Origin of the sequence: Dickeya sp. ws52 (genome assembly GCF_007210685.1) — a bacterium.
GTDB classification, from domain to species: domain Bacteria; phylum Pseudomonadota; class Gammaproteobacteria; order Enterobacterales; family Enterobacteriaceae; genus Dickeya; species Dickeya chrysanthemi.
Map to the genome: position 1 here is coordinate 169,386 of NZ_SZVX01000002.1, position 20,052 is coordinate 189,437.

Consider the following 20,052-nt stretch of genomic DNA (forward strand, 5'->3'; position numbering starts at 1 on the left):
ATGACATTTCAGGAAAAAGATAAGCAGAACAAGCTGAATCGAGAGAACTGTCACGATGCAGCGGCCACTATTCACCGCTGCATCGATTATCGTTATTGCCAGCCGTAGCGACGGGCGAAGAAGTCTTTCATGGCCTGAGTAAGCAGCAGATAACCGCTCAGAATCGCCAGTAGCCATGGGAAGTAACTGAGCGGAAGCGCCTGTAGTTGCAGGAAACCCGCCAGCGGCGAGAACACCAGACCAATGCCTGTCGCCATGATTAAGAGCGTCATCGCCATCACCGGCCAGGATGGACGGCTCTGGATAAACGGGATACGTCGGGTACGGATCATATGCACAATGAGCGTCTGTGAGAGAAGCCCTTCAATAAACCAGCCGGACTGGAACAGTGTTTGAGCGGCCGGGGTGTTCGCATGAAAGAACCACCACATCAGTGAGAAGGTCAGCACATCGAAAATAGAGCTGATCGGACCGAAAAATACCATGAAGCGACCGATATCGCCGGCATTCCAGTGCTGTGGTTTTTTGACCTGATCGTCGTCCACGTTATCGAACGGGATTGCTATCTGCGAAATATCGTACATCAGGTTTTGGATCAACAGATGCAGCGGCAACATCGGCAGAAACGGCAGGAAAGCGCTGGCTATCAGTACGCTGAAGACGTTACCGAAGTTGGAACTGGCGGTCATCTTGATGTATTTCAGCATGTTGACGAAGGTGCGGCGACCTTCGATGACGCCTTCTTCCAGCACCATCAAGCTTTTTTCCAGCAGGATAATGTCTGCCGCTTCGCGGGCGATATCCACCGCCGAGTCCACCGAAATACCGATATCCGCCGCCCGCAGCGCCGGCGCGTCGTTGATACCGTCGCCCATAAAGCCGACCACGTGCCCTTCCGAGCGCAGCAGGCGCACAATACGTTCCTTGTGCAGCGGCGTGAGACGGGCAAATAGCGTGGTGTCGCGGGCAGCGTGCGCCAGTTGTTCATCGCTTAGCGCATCGATATCACGGCCCGTCAGTACGCCGGTCAGTTCGATGTCTACTTCACGGCACACTTTAGCCGCCACCAGTTCGCTATCGCCGGTGAGGATTTTCACCATCACGCCGTTGTCCTTCAGCGCTTTTAGCGCCGGCGCGGTGCTCTCTTTCGGCGGATCGAGAAAAGCGATATAGCCTTCCAGAATCAGGTCGGATTCATCCACCCGGCCGTAATCCTGACGATCGGCTGGCATGAGCTTGCTGGCGACGGCCACCACGCGCAACCCCTGGCGGTTCAACTCATCCGTTAAATGACGGATATGCGAGAGTAAGGCGGCGTCCAGCGGCAGCAATTGTTCAGCACGCCGCACCTGAGCGCAGGCGCTGAGGATTTCTTCCAGCGCGCCTTTGCAAATTAACAGGTGTTCATGGTTGTTTTCCGCCACCACGACCGACATACGGCGGCGTTCAAAATCAAACGGGATTTCGTCCACTTTTCGCCAGCGCGACAGCTCGGCTTGTTGCTCCTGGCATGGGATACCGGCCAATACCGCTTGGTCCAGCAGATTGCGCAACCCGGTTTGGTAGGCGCTGTTTAGCCAGGCACGGCGCAGCACTCGCTGGCTGGTACGGCCAAACGCATCGGTATGGCATTCCAGTACGATTTTGTCCTGCGTCAACGTGCCGGTTTTGTCGGTACACAGGATATCCATCGCGCCGAAATTCTGGATGGCATCCAAGCGTTTGACGATCACTTTCTGGCGCGACAGTTTGACCGCGCCTTTCGCCAGCGTCGAGGTGACGATCATCGGCAGCATTTCCGGCGTCAGGCCGACGGCGACCGACAGCGCGAACAGTGCGGCTTCCCACCAATCGCCTTTGGTGTAGCCGTTGATGAACAGGACAGTCGGCGTCATTACCAGCATAAAGCGGATAAGTAACCAGCTTACGCGGCTGATACCTTGCTGGAAGGCATTTATTTCACTGGGGTTTTGCGCGACCCGGCCGGCCAGTTGACCAAACCAGGTGTGGCGGCCGGTGGCTATCACCATTGCCAGTGCGGTGCCGCTGACCACGTTGGTGCCCATAAAGCAGAGCGTGTCGCATTCCAGTGTGGTTGCCGGCTCGCTCTGGCGGCTGTTCGCTACTTTTTCCACCGGTAGCGATTCGCCGGTCAGCGACGCCTGACTGATGAACAAGTCGCGAGCCTGTAAAATGCGCAGATCGGCTGGGATCATATCGCCTGCCGCCAGTTTAACGATATCGCCCGGAACCAGTTGGTCCAGCGGGATGTCCTGATAGTCGCTATAACCGTTGTGGGTATCGCTGCGCAGTACCGTCACCTTGTTGCTGACCATTGCTTTTAATGCATCGGCCGCTTTACCGGAACGCGCTTCCTGAATGAAATTGAGCAGCGTGGAAATGAGCACCATTAGCGCGATGACCAGCGCAGCGGTCAGGTCTTCCGTGGCATAAGAAATCATTCCCAGCAGCGTCAGCAGCAGGTTGAACGGGTTGCGATAGCAACGCCATAAGTGCCGCCACCAGGGCAGGGGTTGCTCGCCGGGAATGCAGTTATCGCCGTGGCGCGCCCGCGCCTGCATCACTTCATCAGGCAATAATCCTTCGGGATGGCTGGCGAATTCCTGATACAGGGCGGTTTCATCAAGATAGGCCAGATGCAGGCAACGTGCCGTCATCGCCTCGGTCATGGCCTGGTTGATGTTCAATTTGCCGTCTGGCATCAGGTCGCGCTGGAACAAGCGGCGCGGCAAATGGCGGCCAAGTTGCGAGAACAGGTGTCTTGTGAGTCGAATAAACAGCATAAAAACTCCCTGCCGCAGCGATAAAAAGCTGCAGCCCAATAGCACGCAGAGCCAATACACCCGCGTGTGGCTTGTTATCAAAGGCAGGGGGAATGAACGCCGCTGCCTTGCCTGTGTTGACCGGCAAGGCAGCGTAAAGCTGACTTACCGGCGAGTGACGCAGTACCCTGGATGAGGGTTAGGGTCAGGTCCCATTGAGGGGGTCTCCGGTAGTGGAAAAAGAAGAAACGCGGGGCGTTTCCGTTAGCGTGCCGGCTATCCCGGCGCCGATAGGTTTATCAGTCGGCTGCCGACACACAGCATGACCAATATGCGGCGCTACTTTAACGTATGTCACTTCAATCAAAACTAAACCGCAGTGATGTCGACGATGAAAAAGGCGTTATGCCGGTATTTGGGTTATAAGCGAAATTCGGGGTAAACTAGGCCGAGATAATAAGGCTATGGTCTGGAAACGTTATGCATTGTCCTTTTTGTGCCGCTGTGGATACCAAGGTAATTGATTCTCGTCTGGTGGGAGAGGGCTCTCAGGTGCGCCGTCGCCGCCAGTGTCTGGTGTGTAATGAACGTTTTACCACGTTTGAGGTGGCTGAATTGGTTATGCCGCGCGTGATCAAAAGTAATGATGTGCGCGAACCGTTCAATGAGGACAAACTACGCAGCGGTATGCTGAAGGCGCTGGAAAAGCGCCCGGTCAGCTCTGACGATGTGGAAATGGCGATTACGCATATTAAGTCCCAACTGCGAGCGACCGGCGAGCGGGAAGTGACGGCCAAAATGGTGGGCAATCTGGTGATGGATGCGCTAAGAAAGCTCGACAAGGTGGCCTACATTCGTTTTGCGTCGGTGTACCGTAGTTTTGCGGATATCCGCGAGTTTGGCGAAGAGATCGCCCGTCTGCAGGATTAACGGCGCGTAGTTTTCTTGCGTATCGCGCGCTTCCAACATAATTCTTAATCCAGGATAAGCACCGGATGGCTACATACTCTGATGAATTCTATATGGCTCGCGCACTGGAGCTTGCTCGCCGCGGGCGTTTTACTACGGCGCCGAATCCGAACGTCGGCTGTGTGATCGTCAGAGACGGCGAGATAGTCGGTGAGGGATATCACCAGAAAGCCGGCGAGCCCCATGCCGAGGTACATGCGCTGCGTATGGCAGGCGACAAGGCGCACGGCGCTACGGCGTATGTGACGCTTGAGCCCTGTAGTCATCACGGGCGTACCCCGCCTTGCGCCGATGCGCTGGTTGCAGCCGGTGTGGCGCGGGTGGTCGCCGCGATGCAAGACCCTAACCCGCAGGTGGCCGGGCGCGGTTTGCATCGTTTACAACAAGCCGGTATCGCCGTGCATCACGGTGTCCTGATGGATCAGGCGGAAAAGATTAACCGCGGCTTTCTGAAGCGGATGCGCACCGGCTTCCCTTATGTACAACTCAAACTCGGGGCGTCGCTGGATGGCCGGACGGCGATGGCGTCCGGTGAAAGCCAGTGGATCACCTCGCCGCAGTCTCGTCAGGATGTGCAGCGTTTTCGCGCACAGAGTTCGGCTATTCTCAGCAGCAGCGCCACCGTGCTGGCGGATGATCCGTCGTTGACCGTGCGTTGGTCCGAGCTGGATGAAGATACCCAGCGCCTCTACCCTGAAAGTGCGATGCGTCAGCCGGTACGCGTGATTGTCGATAGTCAGTCGCGCGTGACGCCGCAGCATCGCCTGGTGAACCAACCGGGGCAGACCTGGCTGGTGCGTGCACGTCAGGATGATCAGTCATGGCCGGATGGCGTAGAGCAACTGGAAATGCCGCTGCATGGCGGTGGTATCGATCTGGTTGGCCTGATGATGACGCTGGGTAAACGCCAGATTAATACGGTATGGGTGGAGGCGGGCCCTCGTCTGGCCGGTGCATTATTGCAAGCCGGCGTGGTGGATGAACTGATCGTCTATCTGGCGCCGAAATTATTGGGGGACGCAGCGCGATCGCTGTGCGTCCTGCCGGGGCTGGAACAGTTGTCGCAGGCACCGATGTTCGATATGACGGATGTCTGCCAGATAGGGCCGGATGTTCGCCTGACGCTGAAGCCGCGTTAGCACGTTTCTGCCCGCGTTGAGGCGGCAGATATCCGTTACCGGGTCAAAAGCGGATACGTGCCCGGAAGAATATGATAGAATCCGCCCCCCTGCGGGGTCGTAAAACAATCAAAGGAAAGCTATGAACATTATTGAAGGTGTTGTTGCCGCTCCGAATGCCCGCGTGGCGATTGCTATTGCCCGTTTCAACCACTTTATCAATGACAGCCTGCTGGAAGGCGCGCTGGACGCGCTCAAACGTATCGGCCAGGTGAAAGCAGAAAACGTCACCGTGGTGTGGGTGCCGGGCGCCTATGAACTGCCGCTGACCGTGCGTGCGCTGGCCAACAGCCAGAAGTATGACGCCGTGGTGGCGCTGGGTACGGTGATCCGCGGCGGTACTGCGCATTTTGAATTTGTTGCCGGCGAATGCAGTTCCGGCCTGTCTCACGTCGCAATGAACAGCGACATTCCGGTCGCCTTCGGTGTGCTGACTACGGAAAGTATTGAGCAGGCTATCGAGCGTGCCGGCACGAAAGCGGGGAACAAAGGGGCGGAAGCCGCTCTGACCGCGCTTGAAATGATCAATGTATTACACTCAATCAAGTCAGCCTGATTTATTTTGTAAGGGGTATTCCGTGAAACCTGCTGCTCGTCGCCGCGCTCGTGAATGTGCGGTTCAAGCGCTTTATTCCTGGCAGTTGTCCAAAAATGATATTGCCGATGTTGAACTCCAGTTCCTGAGCGAGCAGGATGTCAAAGGCGTGGACATCGCCTATTTCCGCGAGTTGCTGGCGGGCGTCGCCACCCAGGCGGAAAAGCTGGATGCCCAGATGGCGCCGTATCTTTCCCGTCAGTTGGAAGAGCTCGGGCAAGTCGAACGCGCTATTTTGCGCTTGGCGGTGTATGAGCTTAGCAAACGCGAGGATGTGCCGTACAAGGTTGCCATCAACGAAGCGATTGAGTTGGCTAAAGTGTTTGGTGCCGAAGACAGCCACAAATTCGTCAACGGTGTACTGGACAAAGCCGGGCCACATTTGCGGCCGGGTAAAAAATAAGTCAGTCAGGGCCGGTTTTCCGGCCTTGGTTTTTTTTAGGTTAGCACTGTCTGGAAAGAGTATGGCTCAAGGTGAGTTTGATGTGATTGCCCGCTATTTCAATCGGGTGGGCTATTCACGACGGGGTGTTGAATTGGGGATCGGCGATGACTGCGCCCTGCTGAGCATTCCGGACAAACAACTGCTGGCGGTCAGCACGGATACGCTGGTATCCGGCATTCATTTTCTGCCTGATATCGACCCGGCCGATCTGGCATACAAATCTTTGGCGGTCAATTTGAGCGATTTGGCGGCGATGGGGGCCGACCCGGCCTTTGTCTCACTGGCGCTCACGTTGCCTGGCATTGATACCGACTGGCTGGCCGCTTATAGCGACAGTCTGTTTGAACAGCTTTCTTACTACGATATGCAACTGATCGGCGGCGATACCACGCGCGGACCGCTTAGCATGACGCTGACCATCCAAGGGCTGGTGCCGGCAGGGCGAGCGCTGAAGCGCAGTGGAGCGCGTATCGGCGATTGGATCTATGTAACCGGAACGCTGGGTGATAGCGCCGCCGGCCTGGCTATTTTGCAGCAACAACGACAGGTGGCTGACGCTGACGATCGTCATTGGTTGTTGCAGCGTCATTTACGACCCCAGCCTCGAATCCTGTATGGCCAGGCGCTACGCGATCTGGCCAGTGCCGCTATCGATCTGTCCGATGGGCTGGCCTCTGATTTAGGGCATATTCTCAAAGCCAGTGATTGCGGCGCACGCATCAATCTGGAATCGTTGCCTTATTCCAAGGCATTGTTGCGGCATAGCGACCCTGATCAGGCGATGCGCTGGGCGCTGGGCGGCGGTGAAGACTATGAACTGTGCTTTACCGTGCCGGAGGTCAACCGGGGCGCGCTGGAGGTGGCGATTGGTCATTTGGGGGCAAACTATACCTGTATCGGCCAGATCGCTCCTGCTTCGGAAGGGTTAAGTTTCTTCCAGTCAGGCCAGCCGGTGGCAGTCAATCTGAAAGGGTATGACCATTTTGGCGCATGAAAACAAAGGGTCGCTGGTTGCCAAACGTCGTTTGCGGATGCGTAATCCGTGGCATTTTCTGGCGACCGGATTCGGCAGCGGCTTGTCGCCGTGGATGCCCGGCACTGCCGGTTCGCTGGCGGCAATCCCGGTGTGGTATCTGTTGATGCTGTTACCGTTACAGCTTTATTCGCTGTTGGTGATGCTCAGTATCTGCATTGGCGTTTACCTTTGTCACCGTACGGCTAAAGATATGGGAGTACATGACCACGGCAGCATCGTCTGGGATGAATTCGTCGGAATGTGGATCACCCTGATGGCAGCGCCATCGACGCATTGGAGCTGGGTGATTGCCGGATTTGTGATTTTCCGGGTGTTGGATATCTTCAAACCCTGGCCGATCCGCTGGTTTGATCGTAACGTTCATGGCGGTATGGGCATTATGGTTGACGATATCGTCGCCGGGGTGATGTCGGCTGCGGTGTTGTATGTTGCCGGGCATTATGTGGTGTAGCGGCTGCCGGAACCGCTATTTCGCAACGGCCGAAACGTAAAAAAACCGGGATTCCCGGTTTTTTTGTTTGTACGGTTTTTGTCTGTAAGGTTAATGCCAATCAGGCCAGCCAGTCGCGGATGCGGCGTTCAATACCCGCGCCGTTCAGCGCCAGGTCGGCGCGGATTTCCGCCTGGGACCCTTGGGGAATAAACGCGTCCGGCAAGCCGATATTGAGCACCGGAACGGCCAGGCGCTTCGCCATCAGGTATTCGTTCACGCCGCTGCCGGCTCCACCCATAACGGCATTTTCTTCCAGCGTCACCAGCACATCGTGGCTGGCGGCCAGTGAGGCAATAAGCGCTTCATCCAGCGGTTTGACGAATCGCATATCCGCCAGTGTGGCGTTGAGTGCATCGGCCGCCTGCTGAGCTTCCGGCAGCAGAGTACCGAAATTCAGAATAGCAATCTTCTCACCCTGACGTTTTACGACGCCTTTGCCGATAGGCAACGTTTCCAGCGAGGTCAGCGCCACGCCCAGCGCATTACCGCGCGGGTAGCGCACCGCACAGGGGCCTTGTTGATAGTGATAACCGGTATGCAGCATCAGCCGGCACTCGTTTTCGTCGCTGGGCGTCATGATCACCATGTGAGGGATACAGCGCAGGAACGACAGGTCAAACGCGCCCTGATGTGTTTGACCGTCGGCCCCGACGATGCCGCCGCGGTCAATAGCAAACAAGACCGGCAGGTTTTGAATGGCGACGTCATGAATTACCTGATCGTAGGCACGTTGCAGGAAAGTGGAGTAAATCGCCACCACCGGGCGATAACCGCCAATCGCCAGCCCGGCGGCAAAGGTCACCGCATGTTGCTCGGCGATCGCGACATCAAAGTATTGCTGCGGATATTCACGCGAAAACGCCACCATGCCGGAACCTTCGCGCATCGCTGGGGTAATGGCCATCAGCCGATGGTCTGTCGCCGCGGTTTCTCTCAGCCACTCGCCGAAAATGGCGGAGTAAGTCGGCAGCGCTTCTTTGCTTTTCGGTAATGTCCCGCTGGCCGGGTCGAATTTCGGCACGGCGTGCCAGCTTATCGGGTCCTGTTCGGCCGGCGCATAGCCTTTACCTTTTTTGGTCATGATATGCAGCAACTGCGGGCCTTTCAGGCTGCGCATGTTTTTCAGGGTTTGCACCAGCGACTGCACGTCGTGACCATCCACCGGGCCGATATAGTTGAAGCCCAATTCTTCGAATAGCGTACCGGGCACCACCATGCCTTTCAGGTGTTCTTCAGTACGTTTGACCAGTTCCTTGATAGGCGGCAGGCCGGATAACACCTTTTTACCGCCCTCGCGCAACGTGGAATAGAGCTTGCCGGAAAGCAACTGTGCCAGGTGGTTGTTCAGCGCGCCGACATTCTCGGAAATCGACATTTCGTTGTCGTTCAGCACGACCAGCATATCCGGTTTGATATCGCCGGCGTGGTTCATGGCCTCAAACGCCATACCGGCAGTGATGGCGCCGTCACCAATCACGCAGACGGTTCGCCGCCCCTGACCTTCATGTTCAGCGGCGACGGCCATGCCGATACCGGCGCTGATGGACGTCGACGAATGGCCGACGCTCAGGACGTCATATTCGCTTTCGCCACGCCATGGAAACGGGTGCAGCCCGCCTTTTTGACGGATGGTAGCGATGCGATCACGTCGCCCGGTCAGGATCTTATGTGGATAAGCCTGGTGACCGACGTCCCATACCAAGTGGTCGAAAGGCGTGTTGTAAACGTAATGCAACGCTACGGTCAGCTCGACCGTACCCAGACCCGAGGCAAAATGCCCGCTTGAGCGGCTGACGCTGTCCAACAGATATTGTCGCAGTTCATCGCACAATTTAGGCAGGCTTTCCCTTGGCAGCAGGCGCAGTTCTTCAGGGTTTTCCGCCAGCGCCAGCGTGGGGTATTTCGCTATATCAAAGGTCATCGGATACTCATCAAGCGGTATTAAAATTATTTATCGCGTTCAACGACATAGTTCGCCAGCGCGCGCAGTGGGGCAATTTCTGCGGGCGTGTCCAGCGTTTCTTCCAGTTCATTCAACGCCGAGAGAGATTCCTGGCATAATTCCCGGGCTTTTCTCTGGGCTTGTTCAAGTCCCAGCAAGGCCGGGTAGGTACTTTTACCGAGTTGCTGATCGGCACCCTGACGTTTACCGGTGGTAGCGCTGTCGCCAATCACATCGAGAATGTCGTCCTGCACCTGAAAGGCCAGGCCAATTGCATCGGCATAACGATCAAGGCAGGGCAGGGCAAGACGGCCACGTTCGCCCGCAGCTAACGCACCCAAGCGCACTGAAGCGCGAATCAGTGCGCCGGTTTTGTGGCGATGGATGCGTTCCAGCGTCTCTAGGTCGACCTGGAGACCTTCCGCCTCCAGATCCAGCGCCTGACCGCCGCACATACCGGCCACGCCGCTGGCGCGCGCCAGCTCGGAAATCATCGCCAGCCGATCGCGGTCGCTCACGCCAGGCATCGGGGCATCGGCCAGAATGGAGAACGCCAGCGTTTGCAACGCATCGCCTGCCAGAATCGCTTTATCCTCGCCAAACCGCACATGACAGGTGGGTTGGCCGCGCCGCAGATCGTCATCGTCCATAGCCGGTAAATCATCATGAATCAGGGAGTAGGCATGAATGCATTCAACGGCGGCAGCCGGTGCGTCGAGGCTATCCTGTGCAATAGCAAACAACCGGCCGGTAGAATAGACCAGAAATGGGCGTAGCCGCTTACCTCCCAACAGTGCGCCATGCGCCATCGCCGCCACCAGCGGACTACTCTGAAAAGGCAGAGCGGAAATAAAATGGCTGAGTGCGGCATCGATGCGCTGATGATGTGCTGCAAGCTGTTTGAGAAAATCTGTCATAACGACTCGTTATCCGGCGTAAAAGGTGTCAGGGCGGTATCGGCATCGTCATTCAGCAAAATCTGCACGCGTTGCTCAGCCTGTTGCAGCTTTATTTGTCCCTGACGTGCAAGCTGGACACCCTGCTCAAAGGCGTTCAACGCCTCTTCCAACGGAAGTTCGCCCGACTCCAGACGCGATACAATCTGTTCCAGTTCGGCGAGAGAGCTTTCAAAGCTGACGGGTTGTTCAGTTTTTTTCGGCATATTCGTTTCCGGATTCTGTTTATACGCGCCTGACGGCGCCGACGCCACCGGATTGTCGCGGTAAGCGCCTTTATGGTGCGCAATTATGCGCTTAATTCGCGCAGCTTACCGCAATATGGTGGTATACTCCGCGCCCTGGATGCTATTGGTAACGCCACCCTGAACAGGATGGTTTTACCAATAACGTAATTTTAGCGCTCAGGGTATCTGCGTTTGTCGCGTACCCGTGTTTTACGCCTTCAGAATTAACTAACGATAACCGCCATGAAGTTTATCATTAAATTGTTCCCGGAAATCACCATCAAAAGCCAATCTGTGCGATTGCGCTTTATAAAAATTCTTACCGGTAACATTCGTAACGTTTTAAAACAGTATGATGAAACGCTGGCGGTTGTCCGTCACTGGGATCATATCGAGGTTCGCGCCAAAGACGAAAGTCAACGTGAAGTGATACGCGATGCGTTGACGCGCATTCCGGGTATTCATCATATCCTTGAGGTGGAAGATTGCGCTTATACCGATATCCACCATATTTTTGAACAAACGCTGGCTACTTACCGCGAGCAACTGGAAGGGAAAACATTCTGTGTGCGGGTGAAGCGGCGCGGCAAGCACGATTTCAGCTCCCAGGATGTGGAACGCTACGTCGGCGGCGGGCTGAATCAGCACATTGAGAGCGCACGCGTTAACCTGACTATTCCGCAAGTCACGGTGCACCTGGAAATCGATCAGGATCGCCTGCTGTTGATTAAAGGCCGTTATGAAGGCATCGGCGGTTTCCCGATCGGCACGCAGGAAGATGTGCTGTCGCTGATTTCCGGCGGGTTCGATTCCGGCGTTTCCAGCTACATGCTGATGCGCCGCGGTTGCCGGGTGCATTACTGCTTCTTTAATCTTGGCGGCGCCGCGCACGAAATCGGTGTTCGTCAGGTGGCACATTATCTCTGGAACCGATTTGGCAGTTCACACCGGGTGCGTTTTGTCGCCATTGATTTCGAGCCGGTGGTCGGTGAGATTCTGGAGAAGGTGGACGACGGCCAAATGGGCGTGGTGCTCAAGCGTATGATGGTGCGGGCCGCATCGCGGATTGCCGAACGTTATGGTGTGGAAGCGCTGGTGACCGGTGAAGCCTTGGGTCAGGTATCCAGCCAGACGCTGACCAACCTGCGCTTGATCGATAACGCTTCAGATACGCTTATCCTGCGCCCGCTGATTTCTCACGACAAAGAACACATCATTCGTCTGGCGCGGGAGCTGGGGACTGAGGATTTTGCCAAGACAATGCCTGAGTATTGCGGCGTGATCTCCAAAAGCCCGACGGTGAAGGCGGTGAAGGCCAAAATCGAGCACGAAGAAAGCCTGTTTGATTTCTCGATTCTCGACCGCGTGGTGGCACAAGCGCGTAACATCGATATCCGCGAGATTGCTGAACAAACCCAGCAGACGGTAACTGAAGTGGAAACCGTCGATGCCTTTGCCGCAAGCGATATTCTGCTGGATATTCGTTCACCGGACGAGCAGGATGAACACCCGTTGGCAGTGGAGCACGTTGAGGTAAAATCGCTGCCGTTCTATAAACTGGCGACACAGTTTGGCGATTTGGATCAGAGCAAAACCTACCTGTTGTATTGCGAGCGCGGCGTGATGAGCCGCTTGCAGGCGCTGTATCTGCGTGAGCAAGGGTTCAACAACGTTAAGGTGTATCGCCCCTGAGGCGATTTCCTGAATTCGCTACTAACAAAAAGCGCCGTAATCCGGCGCTTTTTGTTTTTGTACGGCAAATCAGGCCGGGTCCTGATAATTGTAGATCCCCGGCGGCAGGACCAGTTGTGCGGCGATTTCCGCTGCTTTGCTCTTACCCAGCAGCAGATCGATCAACTTCAGCGCGAAGTCGATACTGGTCCCCGGCCCCTGACTGGTCAGCAGGTTAACGCGTGGATCGAATACCACCCGTTTTTCCAGCCACTTTTCCGGTGAAATCCGGTCTTTTAGGGTGGGGTAGCCGGTCATGTTGCCGACGGGGAACAACTGATGATGCTCCAGCACCACTGCCGGCGAGGCGCAAATCGCCGCTACGATTTTACCCTCCTGATGGGTTTGCCGCAGGCGTTCAATCAGCAATGGGCTGTTGCGGAAACACTCTGCACCTTGCAGGCCGCCGGGCAACACGACGGCATCAAAGTCATGGTCGGCGACGGCGACCAGCGGGGCATCGGCAATCAGTTTCACGCCGCGAGAGCAGGTGATCTCGGTGTCGCCATCGCTCGCGACACTGGCCGTGGTGACGCGGATCCCCGCTCTGACCAGCAGGTCGATCGTTGTCACGGCTTCGATTTCTTCGCTACCAGGCGCCAGACAGACCAGAACCGAGGCGGTCATATTCATTCTCCTTTCGTTTGATATAGTCGAACAGGCGGCTGTTTTCCGGCAGAGATAGCCCATGAGCGCGGGCGCGGCGTAACAGGTAACCGGTGATATAGTCGATTTCCGTATGACGTTGCGCCAGCACGTCCTGACGCATTGACGACGTATTCGCCGCCGTGTTCTGGATGATTTGATTTACATAGAGCAGCAAACTTTCCGTCGATGTGTGGAAACCTTCTCGCTCCATAACCAGTGCCACTTCCTGACTGAGCGCCGTTATTTTTTCAGGATAAGCCTGCAATTCGCCATTGGTGCACTGGTGCAGCACGGTTAGCGGGTTGATCACGCAATTGGCGGCCAGTTTCAACCAACAGGTGGCGGCGATGTGATTATGCCAGGCGACGTCTGGCAGCGCCTGGTGCAGTGTTTCGGCGAGTTGGCTTTGATCTTCTTCCCGGTATATCGATCGGTCGAGCGTACCGATGTGGGTGACCCCCGCCGCGACGTGTACCACCGATGAGACATCCCGCCGTGCCGCGTGCGTGGTAACGCCCAATAACAATGGCTGGCTAATTGCCGGCAGTTCCTCCCAAGTCCCCATGCCGTTGTGTAACAAGAGAATGGTGCAGTCAGGACGTAATCGGGGCAGTAAGGCGGAAATCGCATCGGATACCTGCCAGGCTTTCAGTGTGACCAGCAGCAACTCACTTTGCGCCAGATGTTCCGTGTTGTTGGCCGGCAGATTAAGGTTACAACGCTCGCCGGAAAGCATCGTAACGTTAATCTGGCAAGAAACTTGCGGGATACGTAACCACCCTTGCACATCATGCCCTTGCCGATGCAACGCATTAAGCCAGAGTTGACCGATGGCGCCACAGCCAAGAACGGTAATTTTCATCCACGATTTCCTTTGTCGGGGCCAGCTTATGTTTGTCCGGCTTATCATAAAGTATTCCGCTGCCGTCTGCCCGTTGCTTATGGGATGAGAGCGCCGAAGTCGAGTGAATTTGCTTATTTGACGTGAGCGGTTATCATGCTCGGCAGCTATTGTCAGGAGAAAAAATTATGCCATCTTTCGATATCGTTTCGGAAATCGACATGCAGGAAGTCCGCAATGCGGTGGAAAACGCGACCCGTGAACTGGATACCCGTTGGGATTTTCGTAATGTGCCTGCCAGCTTTGAGCTGAATGAAAAAGCACAAACCATCAAGGCGACCAGCGAATCAGATTTTCAGGTTAAGCAATTAATTGAAATTATTAGGGAAAAACTGGCGAAACGTGGCATTGAAGGCGGCTCGCTGGAAATCCCTGAAGAAATGGAGCACAGCGGTAAAACCTACAGTGTGGAAGCGAAGCTGAAACAAGGCATTGAAACCACGCTGGCGAAGAAAATCGTTAAACTGATTAAAGACAGCAAGCTCAAGGTTCAGGCTCAGATTCAGGGGGAACAGGTACGCGTTACCGGGAAATCCCGCGATGACCTGCAAGGCGTGATTTCGCTGGTGCGCGGTGCTGACCTGGGGCAGCCCTTTCAGTTCAATAACTTCCGCGATTAAGCCAACGGCTTAGCCGGTAATGGCAAGTCCTAACGTCATGAGGCACCGGAAGGTGCCTCATATTTTTCTGACGACAGATTTTTCAGACGACGGACAACGTAGCGTGGCCTGATTAGCGATGCTGATAGCAGCTATCTTGCTCTGTTGCGGCTAGCTAACCGGCGACCCGACTGACCAATTGTTCCAGTTGCTGCCGATTGGTTTTACTGCGATCAATTTTGACGTAAGCACTGAATTCATCCGGAACGATGACCACATCCGCCACACCTGGGTGATGTTGCAGTTTATCTGATAACCGGCTATCTCGTAGCGCTTCATTCGGCAGGGTAATACGCAGGCTGCTCAAATACGGCGGCTCTTGCATAGTAAAGCTAACCAGTAACCAGACCAGCCCCAATAACGCCCCCGCACTGAAGACCAGTGAGGCGCCATGCAGGTCATACAGCGCGCCGCCGAGGCTGCCGCCAATCGCCACCCCGATAAATTGCGTGGTGGAGTAAACCCCCATCGCGGTGCCTTTGTAGCCGGCAGGCGCTTCTTTGCTGATAAGGGAGGGTAGCAGCGCCTCCATGATATTGAATCCCAGAAAGAACAGCTGAATGCCGATAAATAACGGCCACAATGCATGACCCCCTGCCTGCAGCAAAACCAGCTCCGCGGCAAGTAATATCATTACGCAGACGATAAATACCTGCCTCATCCGGCGTTTGACCTCGGCATAAATGACAAACGGCACGACAGCGGCGAATGATATCAACATGGTGATCAGATAAACTTTCCAATGTTGCTGCGGTGGCAAGCCGGCTTGTTCCATCACTCGCGGTAATGCGACAAAGCTCGACATCAACAGAATATGCAGACACATGATGCCGAAGTTGAGTTTGAGCAGTCGGGGGTTAGCCAATACCTTGCCGACGCCGCCGCGAACAATCGCCGATTCTCGATTGAGCACATGGGAAGGGGCTGATGGAATGACGGTTAGAGTGATGACGATAGCCAGTAGCGCCAGCAACGCAATTCCCCAAAACAGCGCATTCAGACCTAGTGCATGGGTGACTATCGGGCCGACCACCATGGCAATAGCAAACGTAATGCCGAAGCTGACGCCGATGAACGCCATCGCTTTGGTTCGGTTCTGCTCACGCGTTAAGTCGGACAGCAGTGCCATGACTGCCGCAGAAATAGCACCAGACCCTTGCAACGCCCGACCGAGAATAATTCCCCAGATGGAGTCACTGAGTGCGGCGAGGACGCTACCCAGCACGAATATCAGCAACCCGCCAACAATCAGCGGTTTACGGCCAATGCGGTCAGACATCAACCCAAACGGGATTTGAAAAACAGCCTGCATCAGGCCATAAATGCCGATGGCAATCCCTATCAGTGATTCGCTGGCGCCCTGCAGGGCCATTCCGTAGGTGGTTAATACCGGGAGCACCATAAACATGCCCAGCATACGAAGTGAAAAAACCAGTCCCAGTCCCCATGTCGCCCGCTGTTCAACAGGGGTCATGTGATTATCGTTCATTGCTACCTCTGATATTTTGTCGGCGCTATTTTAGTGCTCAGGTGAAAAAGCGTAAACGACGGCTTTGTTTCTGTATTTGGCAAAATAGGGGGCGGGGATAAAAAAACAGACGGGCAGGCCCGTCTGTCTGGATGTGTACACGGATGATATCAGTGCAGGTAAGTCAGCAAGGTTTCCTGCATGGGCGCCATCGAATCGACCGACATCATTACACTCAATGAAGTGATGGCGACGATGGAAAACAAGAACAGTTTTTTTGCCCATGCGCGGTCGTCATTCGGGCGCTTGTAGCCAGATAGCGCCATGCCCAGCCACCAGACGCTGACTGCCGCCGCAACCACCAGATATTTATACCCGGCGTAACCGCCCAGCGACAACATCAGGGTTGCGATCATAAACGCCAGGATATACAGCGTAATATGGTGCTTCGCCACCGAAATGCCTTTAACGACCGGCAATACCGGAATATTCGCTGCCTGATAATCCTTAAAGCGGAAAATCGCGATGGCATACGAATGCGGCATTTGCCACAGGCTGAAAATCAGCAGCAGGATCAGCGCGCCGGCATCAAACTGATTACTGACGGCGCAGTAACCGATGACCGGCGGCGCCGCGCCGGACAGGCTGCCAATCAACGTGCCATAGACCGAATGGCGTTTCATGTACAGGCTATACACACCGACATAGACCACAAACCCCATCACCGCCAGCCACATGGCCAGCGGGTTTGCCGCAAGATACAGTAATGCAAAGCCAGCAATACCCAACAGCGAAGCATAAATCAGCGTATTTTTCAGCGGAATCAGCCCCTTGACCAGAACCCGATTCTTGGTCCTCTCCATTTTTTTGTCGATGTCGCGATCGATAACGTTGTTAAAGACGCAACCCGATGCAACAACCAACGATACCCCGATCAGGGTCGCGACAAATAGCGGATAATTGATGGTGCCTTTGGCCGCCAACAAGAATCCACCGATAACGGAAATCAGGTTGCCAAAAATGATGCCGGGTTTGGTGACCTGCAGGTATTGCTTAATCATCATGTAAAAGGCTCGGTTACTGAATCATCATATTGTGGTGCGCGTTCATCATGATCCACAGGGATCCCACCACCACAATTGCGATAATAAGGGCGGTAAACACAATAGCCACCACGTTCCAGCGCTCTTCTGACGATGTGTTGAGGTGCAGGAAGTACACCAGATGAACCAGGATCTGGATAATCGCACAGCCCAACACAGCAAGCAGAATGACGTTATGGGAAGCCGAACCGTTCATTACCAGACCAAACGGAATAACGGTCAGGATAATGGACAGGACGAAACCGACCAGATAGGACTTCACGCTACCGTGGCTGGCGCCTGCATGATCGTGTGTGGAATGACTCATTACATCGCCCCCATCAGATAAACAACAGTGAAGACACAAATCCATACCACATCAAGGAAGTGCCAGAACAGACTCAGGCACATCAGACGGGTTTTGTTGGTGCTGGTCAGGCCGAACTTCGACACCTGAATCATCATGACGGCAATCCAGATAAGACCGGAGGTCACGTGGATACCGTGAGTGCCGACCAGAGCAAAGAACGCGGACAAGAACGCACTGCGATCAGGGCCGGCGCCTTCTGCAATCAGGTGATGGAATTCGTAGATTTCCATGCCGATGAACACCAACCCAAACAGGAAGGTCAGGCCCAGCCAGGCGTTAACCTGGCTTTTGTTGCCTTTGTTCATGGCGATCATCGCCATGCCGTAAGTAATACTACTGAACAGCAGGGCGAAGGTTTCTACCAACACGAACTTCAGATCGAAAAGTTCTTTGCCGGTCGGGCCGCCAGCTGTGCCGTTAACCAGTACGGCGTAGGTGGCGAACAACATCCCGAACAGGATGCAGTCGCTCATCAGATAGATCCAGAAACCGAAGACCTTGGTGGCGCCGGTATCGTGGTGCCCATGCTCGGCATGGGCTGCATTGTGATGAGTTAATGTATCAGTGGCCATTTTTCACGCCTGCCTTGCTGAGTTTATCGAAGTTTTGATTTTCGATTTGTTCGACCTCTTTAACCGGTACGTAGTAATCCACGTCCTGATTAAAGCTGTGGACTATCCAGGTCGCAACCATGCCCACGAAACCGATAATCGCCAGCCACCAGATGTACCAGATCATCGCGAAACCAAACACCAGGCTGAATGCGGAGATGATTACGCCTGCACCGGTATTTTTCGGCATATGAATTTCTTCATACTGCGCCGGTTTGCGATAGGCTTCGCCTTTTTCCTTGCTTTCCCAGAAGGCATCGCGATCTTGCACATGCGGTACGATAGCAAAGTTGTAGAACGGCGGCGGTGATGACGTTGCCCATTCCAGAGTACGGCCACCCCATGGGTCACCCGTCAGATCGCGATTTTGGTCGCGGTCACGGATACTGACGGCAAACTGGATGATTTGACACAGGACGCCCAAGGCGATCAGACCGGCACCGATAGAGGCCACCACCAGCAGTGGGTGGAATTCCGGGTTGATCTGCTGACTCAGACGACGGGTCATCCCCATGAAGCCCAGTACATACAGCGGCATGAAGGCCACAAAGAAGCCGATGATCCAGAACCAGAAAGCGCGTTTACCCCAGGTTTCATTCAGCGTGAAGCCAAATGCTTTCGGGAACCAGTAGGTAATCCCGGCGAAGCAACCGAATACGACGCCGCCGATAATCACGTTATGGAAATGGGCAATCAGGAACAGGCTGTTATGCAGCACGAAGTTGGCGCCCGGCACGGCCAGCAGTACCCCGGTCATACCACCGATAGAGAAGGTGATGATGAAGCCGGTGGTCCATAGCATGGCGGAGTGCGGCTGAATGCGCCCTTGATACATGGTGAACAACCAGTTGAAGATTTTCACCCCGGTCGGGATTGAAATAATCATCGTGGCTATACCGAAGAAGGCGTTGACGTTGGCCCCTGACCCCATAGTAAAGAAGTGGTGCAGCCAAACGATGAACGACAATACGGTAATGGCGATAGTTGCCCATACCAGCGAGGTATAACCAAACAGGCGTTTTTTACAGAAGGTCGCGACGACTTCGGAATAAATCCCGAAGACGGGCAGCACAAGAATGTACACTTCCGGATGGCCCCAGGCCCAAATCAGGTTGATGTACATCATCATGTTGCCACCCATATCATTGGTGAAGAAATGGGTGCCGAGATAGCGGTCCAGCGTCAACAGCGCGATGGTGACCGTCAGAATTGGAAACGCTGCAATAATCAGGATGTTGGTGCACAACGCCGTCCAGGTGAACACCGGCATTTTCATCAGCGTCATGCCGGGCGCACGCATTTTCATGATGGTGGCGAAGAAGTTAACGCCGGTCAGCGTGGTACCGACACCGGAAATCTGGAGACTCCAGATCCAGTAGTCGACCCCAACGCCGGGGCTATATTCCTTACCCGACAGCGGCGGGTAGGCTACCCAGCCGGTCTGGGCGAATTCACCGATCCCAAGGGAGATGTTGATCAGAACCACACCGACGACAAACAGCCAGAAGCTGAGTGAGTTCAGGAACGGGAAGGCAACATCGCGAGCGCCGATCTGCAAAGGAACCGCCAGGTTCATCAAACCGACGATGAACGGCGTGGCCACGAAGAAGATCATGATTACGCCGTGAGCGGTGAAGATCTGGTCATAGTGATGAGGATTGAGGAAACCCGCTTCACCGGCGGAGGCCAGCACCTGCTGACCACGCATCATGACGGCGTCGGCAAAACCACGCAACATCATCACCAGACCGACGAGGATGTACATAATGCCGATTTTCTTATGGTCCACGGAGGTGAACCATTCGGACCACAGCCATTTCCATTTACCAAAATAGGTAACGGCAGCCAGCAGCGCCAATCCGCCTAAAATGATTGCCGCCACCGTGACCATGATAATCGGCTCATGGTAGGGGATCGCATCAAGAGTTAATTTTCCGAACATCGTTTATCCCTCGACT

General features: G+C 55.0%; 19 protein-coding genes. 8 read left to right on the top strand and 11 right to left on the bottom strand.

Annotation, left to right across the window (positions count from 1 at the left end):
* Positions 1-92: 92 nt before the first annotated feature.
* Entirely contained in the window at positions 93-2,804 is a 2,712-nt protein-coding gene (mgtA, locus tag FDP13_RS02630; protein WP_143838496.1) for a magnesium-translocating P-type ATPase, read from the bottom strand.
* A 459-nt stretch (positions 2,805-3,263) separates the two neighbouring features.
* On the opposite strand from mgtA, the gene nrdR reads away from it, so the two are divergent.
* The 6 genes from nrdR to pgpA all read left to right on the top strand — a co-directional run bounded on the left by nrdR (position 3,264) and on the right by pgpA (position 7,457).
* Entirely contained in the window at positions 3,264-3,713 is a 450-nt protein-coding gene (gene nrdR / locus FDP13_RS02635; protein WP_012770763.1) for a transcriptional regulator NrdR, read from the top strand.
* Positions 3,714-3,778: 65 nt separating this feature from the next.
* On the top strand, positions 3,779-4,891 hold the full coding sequence (gene ribD / locus FDP13_RS02640; RefSeq protein ID WP_143838498.1) for a bifunctional diaminohydroxyphosphoribosylaminopyrimidine deaminase/5-amino-6-(5-phosphoribosylamino)uracil reductase RibD: 1,113 nt from the start codon (positions 3,779-3,781) through the stop codon (positions 4,889-4,891).
* A 121-nt stretch (positions 4,892-5,012) separates the two neighbouring features.
* Complete coding sequence (gene ribE / locus FDP13_RS02645) at positions 5,013-5,486, top strand: 6,7-dimethyl-8-ribityllumazine synthase (RefSeq protein ID WP_012770761.1); 474 nt, start codon at positions 5,013-5,015, stop codon at positions 5,484-5,486.
* Positions 5,487-5,508: 22 nt separating this feature from the next.
* Entirely contained in the window at positions 5,509-5,928 is a 420-nt protein-coding gene (gene nusB, locus FDP13_RS02650; protein WP_012770760.1) for a transcription antitermination factor NusB, read from the top strand.
* Positions 5,929-5,989: 61 nt separating this feature from the next.
* Complete coding sequence (gene thiL / locus FDP13_RS02655) at positions 5,990-6,964, top strand: thiamine-phosphate kinase (protein WP_143838500.1); 975 nt, start codon at positions 5,990-5,992, stop codon at positions 6,962-6,964.
* On the top strand, positions 6,945-7,457 hold the full coding sequence (pgpA, locus tag FDP13_RS02660) for a phosphatidylglycerophosphatase A (RefSeq protein ID WP_012770758.1): 513 nt from the start codon (positions 6,945-6,947) through the stop codon (positions 7,455-7,457). The genes thiL and pgpA overlap by 20 nt, the downstream gene beginning before the upstream one ends.
* Positions 7,458-7,557: 100 nt before the next feature.
* Here pgpA and dxs read toward each other — a convergent pair whose 3' ends face one another.
* The 3 genes from dxs to xseB are packed head-to-tail and all read right to left on the bottom strand — an operon-like array spanning position 7,558 to position 10,603.
* Complete coding sequence (gene dxs, locus FDP13_RS02665; protein WP_143838503.1) at positions 7,558-9,420, bottom strand: 1-deoxy-D-xylulose-5-phosphate synthase; 1,863 nt, start codon at positions 9,418-9,420, stop codon at positions 7,558-7,560.
* Positions 9,421-9,446: 26 nt separating this feature from the next.
* The gene (gene ispA / locus FDP13_RS02670; RefSeq protein WP_143838505.1) at positions 9,447-10,358 is read right to left on the bottom strand and encodes a (2E,6E)-farnesyl diphosphate synthase; all 912 of its coding nucleotides are present in this window, start codon (positions 10,356-10,358) and stop codon (positions 9,447-9,449) included.
* Positions 10,355-10,603, bottom strand: coding sequence for an exodeoxyribonuclease VII small subunit (gene xseB / locus FDP13_RS02675; protein WP_012770755.1), 249 nt, complete (start codon positions 10,601-10,603; stop codon positions 10,355-10,357). Before xseB ends, ispA begins: the two co-directional genes overlap by 4 nt.
* A gap of 264 nt (positions 10,604-10,867) precedes the next feature.
* Between xseB and thiI the strand changes: the two genes are divergently transcribed.
* Positions 10,868-12,316, top strand: coding sequence for a tRNA uracil 4-sulfurtransferase ThiI (gene thiI / locus FDP13_RS02680; RefSeq protein WP_012770754.1), 1,449 nt, complete (start codon positions 10,868-10,870; stop codon positions 12,314-12,316).
* 69 nt (positions 12,317-12,385) lie between these two features.
* Here the strand turns inward: thiI and yajL are convergent, their stop codons facing one another.
* Positions 12,386-12,982 (bottom strand): protein deglycase YajL, encoded by a 597-nt coding sequence (gene yajL, locus FDP13_RS02685; RefSeq protein WP_143838507.1) that lies wholly within the window; start codon positions 12,980-12,982, stop codon positions 12,386-12,388.
* On the bottom strand, positions 12,945-13,865 hold the full coding sequence (gene panE / locus FDP13_RS02690; RefSeq protein WP_143838509.1) for a 2-dehydropantoate 2-reductase: 921 nt from the start codon (positions 13,863-13,865) through the stop codon (positions 12,945-12,947). Before panE ends, yajL begins: the two co-directional genes overlap by 38 nt.
* Before the next feature lie 167 nt (positions 13,866-14,032).
* Here panE and FDP13_RS02695 point away from each other — a divergent pair, with 167 nt between their 5' ends.
* Positions 14,033-14,524 (top strand): YajQ family cyclic di-GMP-binding protein, encoded by a 492-nt coding sequence (locus FDP13_RS02695; RefSeq protein ID WP_012770751.1) that lies wholly within the window; start codon positions 14,033-14,035, stop codon positions 14,522-14,524.
* Positions 14,525-14,678: 154 nt separating this feature from the next.
* Here FDP13_RS02695 and FDP13_RS02700 read toward each other — a convergent pair whose 3' ends face one another.
* The 5 genes from FDP13_RS02700 to cyoB form a co-directional block, all read right to left on the bottom strand.
* Positions 14,679-16,052, bottom strand: coding sequence for an MFS transporter (locus FDP13_RS02700; RefSeq protein ID WP_143838511.1), 1,374 nt, complete (start codon positions 16,050-16,052; stop codon positions 14,679-14,681).
* Positions 16,053-16,201: 149 nt separating this feature from the next.
* Positions 16,202-17,092, bottom strand: a complete 891-nt coding sequence (gene cyoE / locus FDP13_RS02705) for a heme o synthase (protein WP_027712834.1) — start codon at positions 17,090-17,092, stop codon at positions 16,202-16,204.
* A gap of 16 nt (positions 17,093-17,108) precedes the next feature.
* The gene (locus tag FDP13_RS02710; RefSeq protein ID WP_012770748.1) at positions 17,109-17,441 is read right to left on the bottom strand and encodes a cytochrome o ubiquinol oxidase subunit IV; all 333 of its coding nucleotides are present in this window, start codon (positions 17,439-17,441) and stop codon (positions 17,109-17,111) included.
* The gene (locus FDP13_RS02715; RefSeq protein WP_012770747.1) at positions 17,441-18,055 is read right to left on the bottom strand and encodes a cytochrome o ubiquinol oxidase subunit III; all 615 of its coding nucleotides are present in this window, start codon (positions 18,053-18,055) and stop codon (positions 17,441-17,443) included. The genes FDP13_RS02710 and FDP13_RS02715 overlap by 1 nt, the downstream gene beginning before the upstream one ends.
* A complete protein-coding gene (gene cyoB / locus FDP13_RS02720; protein WP_012770746.1) occupies positions 18,045-20,036 on the bottom strand; it encodes a cytochrome o ubiquinol oxidase subunit I in 1,992 nt (663 codons plus the stop codon). Before cyoB ends, FDP13_RS02715 begins: the two co-directional genes overlap by 11 nt.
* Positions 20,037-20,052: the final 16 nt, after the last annotated feature.

Excerpts from the sequence above, each read along its gene's own strand:
- mgtA (WP_143838496.1), bottom strand. The coding sequence starts at position 2,804 with ATGCTGTTTATTCGACTCACAAGACACCTGTTCTCGCAACTTGGCCGC.
- nrdR (WP_012770763.1), top strand. The coding sequence starts at position 3,264 with ATGCATTGTCCTTTTTGTGCCGCTGTGGATACCAAGGTAATTGATTCT.
- ribD (WP_143838498.1), top strand. The coding sequence starts at position 3,779 with ATGGCTACATACTCTGATGAATTCTATATGGCTCGCGCACTGGAGCTT.
- ribE (WP_012770761.1), top strand. The coding sequence starts at position 5,013 with ATGAACATTATTGAAGGTGTTGTTGCCGCTCCGAATGCCCGCGTGGCG.
- thiL (WP_143838500.1), top strand. The coding sequence starts at position 5,990 with ATGGCTCAAGGTGAGTTTGATGTGATTGCCCGCTATTTCAATCGGGTG.
- pgpA (WP_012770758.1), top strand. The coding sequence starts at position 6,945 with ATGACCATTTTGGCGCATGAAAACAAAGGGTCGCTGGTTGCCAAACGT.
- dxs (WP_143838503.1), bottom strand. The coding sequence starts at position 9,420 with ATGACCTTTGATATAGCGAAATACCCCACGCTGGCGCTGGCGGAAAAC.
- ispA (WP_143838505.1), bottom strand. The coding sequence starts at position 10,358 with ATGACAGATTTTCTCAAACAGCTTGCAGCACATCATCAGCGCATCGAT.
- xseB (WP_012770755.1), bottom strand. The coding sequence starts at position 10,603 with ATGCCGAAAAAAACTGAACAACCCGTCAGCTTTGAAAGCTCTCTCGCC.
- thiI (WP_012770754.1), top strand. The coding sequence starts at position 10,868 with ATGAAGTTTATCATTAAATTGTTCCCGGAAATCACCATCAAAAGCCAA.
- yajL (WP_143838507.1), bottom strand. The coding sequence starts at position 12,982 with ATGACCGCCTCGGTTCTGGTCTGTCTGGCGCCTGGTAGCGAAGAAATC.
- panE (WP_143838509.1), bottom strand. The coding sequence starts at position 13,865 with ATGAAAATTACCGTTCTTGGCTGTGGCGCCATCGGTCAACTCTGGCTT.
- FDP13_RS02695 (WP_012770751.1), top strand. The coding sequence starts at position 14,033 with ATGCCATCTTTCGATATCGTTTCGGAAATCGACATGCAGGAAGTCCGC.
- FDP13_RS02700 (WP_143838511.1), bottom strand. The coding sequence starts at position 16,052 with ATGAACGATAATCACATGACCCCTGTTGAACAGCGGGCGACATGGGGA.
- cyoE (WP_027712834.1), bottom strand. The coding sequence starts at position 17,092 with ATGATTAAGCAATACCTGCAGGTCACCAAACCCGGCATCATTTTTGGC.
- FDP13_RS02710 (WP_012770748.1), bottom strand. The coding sequence starts at position 17,441 with ATGAGTCATTCCACACACGATCATGCAGGCGCCAGCCACGGTAGCGTG.
- FDP13_RS02715 (WP_012770747.1), bottom strand. The coding sequence starts at position 18,055 with ATGGCCACTGATACATTAACTCATCACAATGCAGCCCATGCCGAGCAT.
- cyoB (WP_012770746.1), bottom strand. The coding sequence starts at position 20,036 with ATGTTCGGAAAATTAACTCTTGATGCGATCCCCTACCATGAGCCGATT.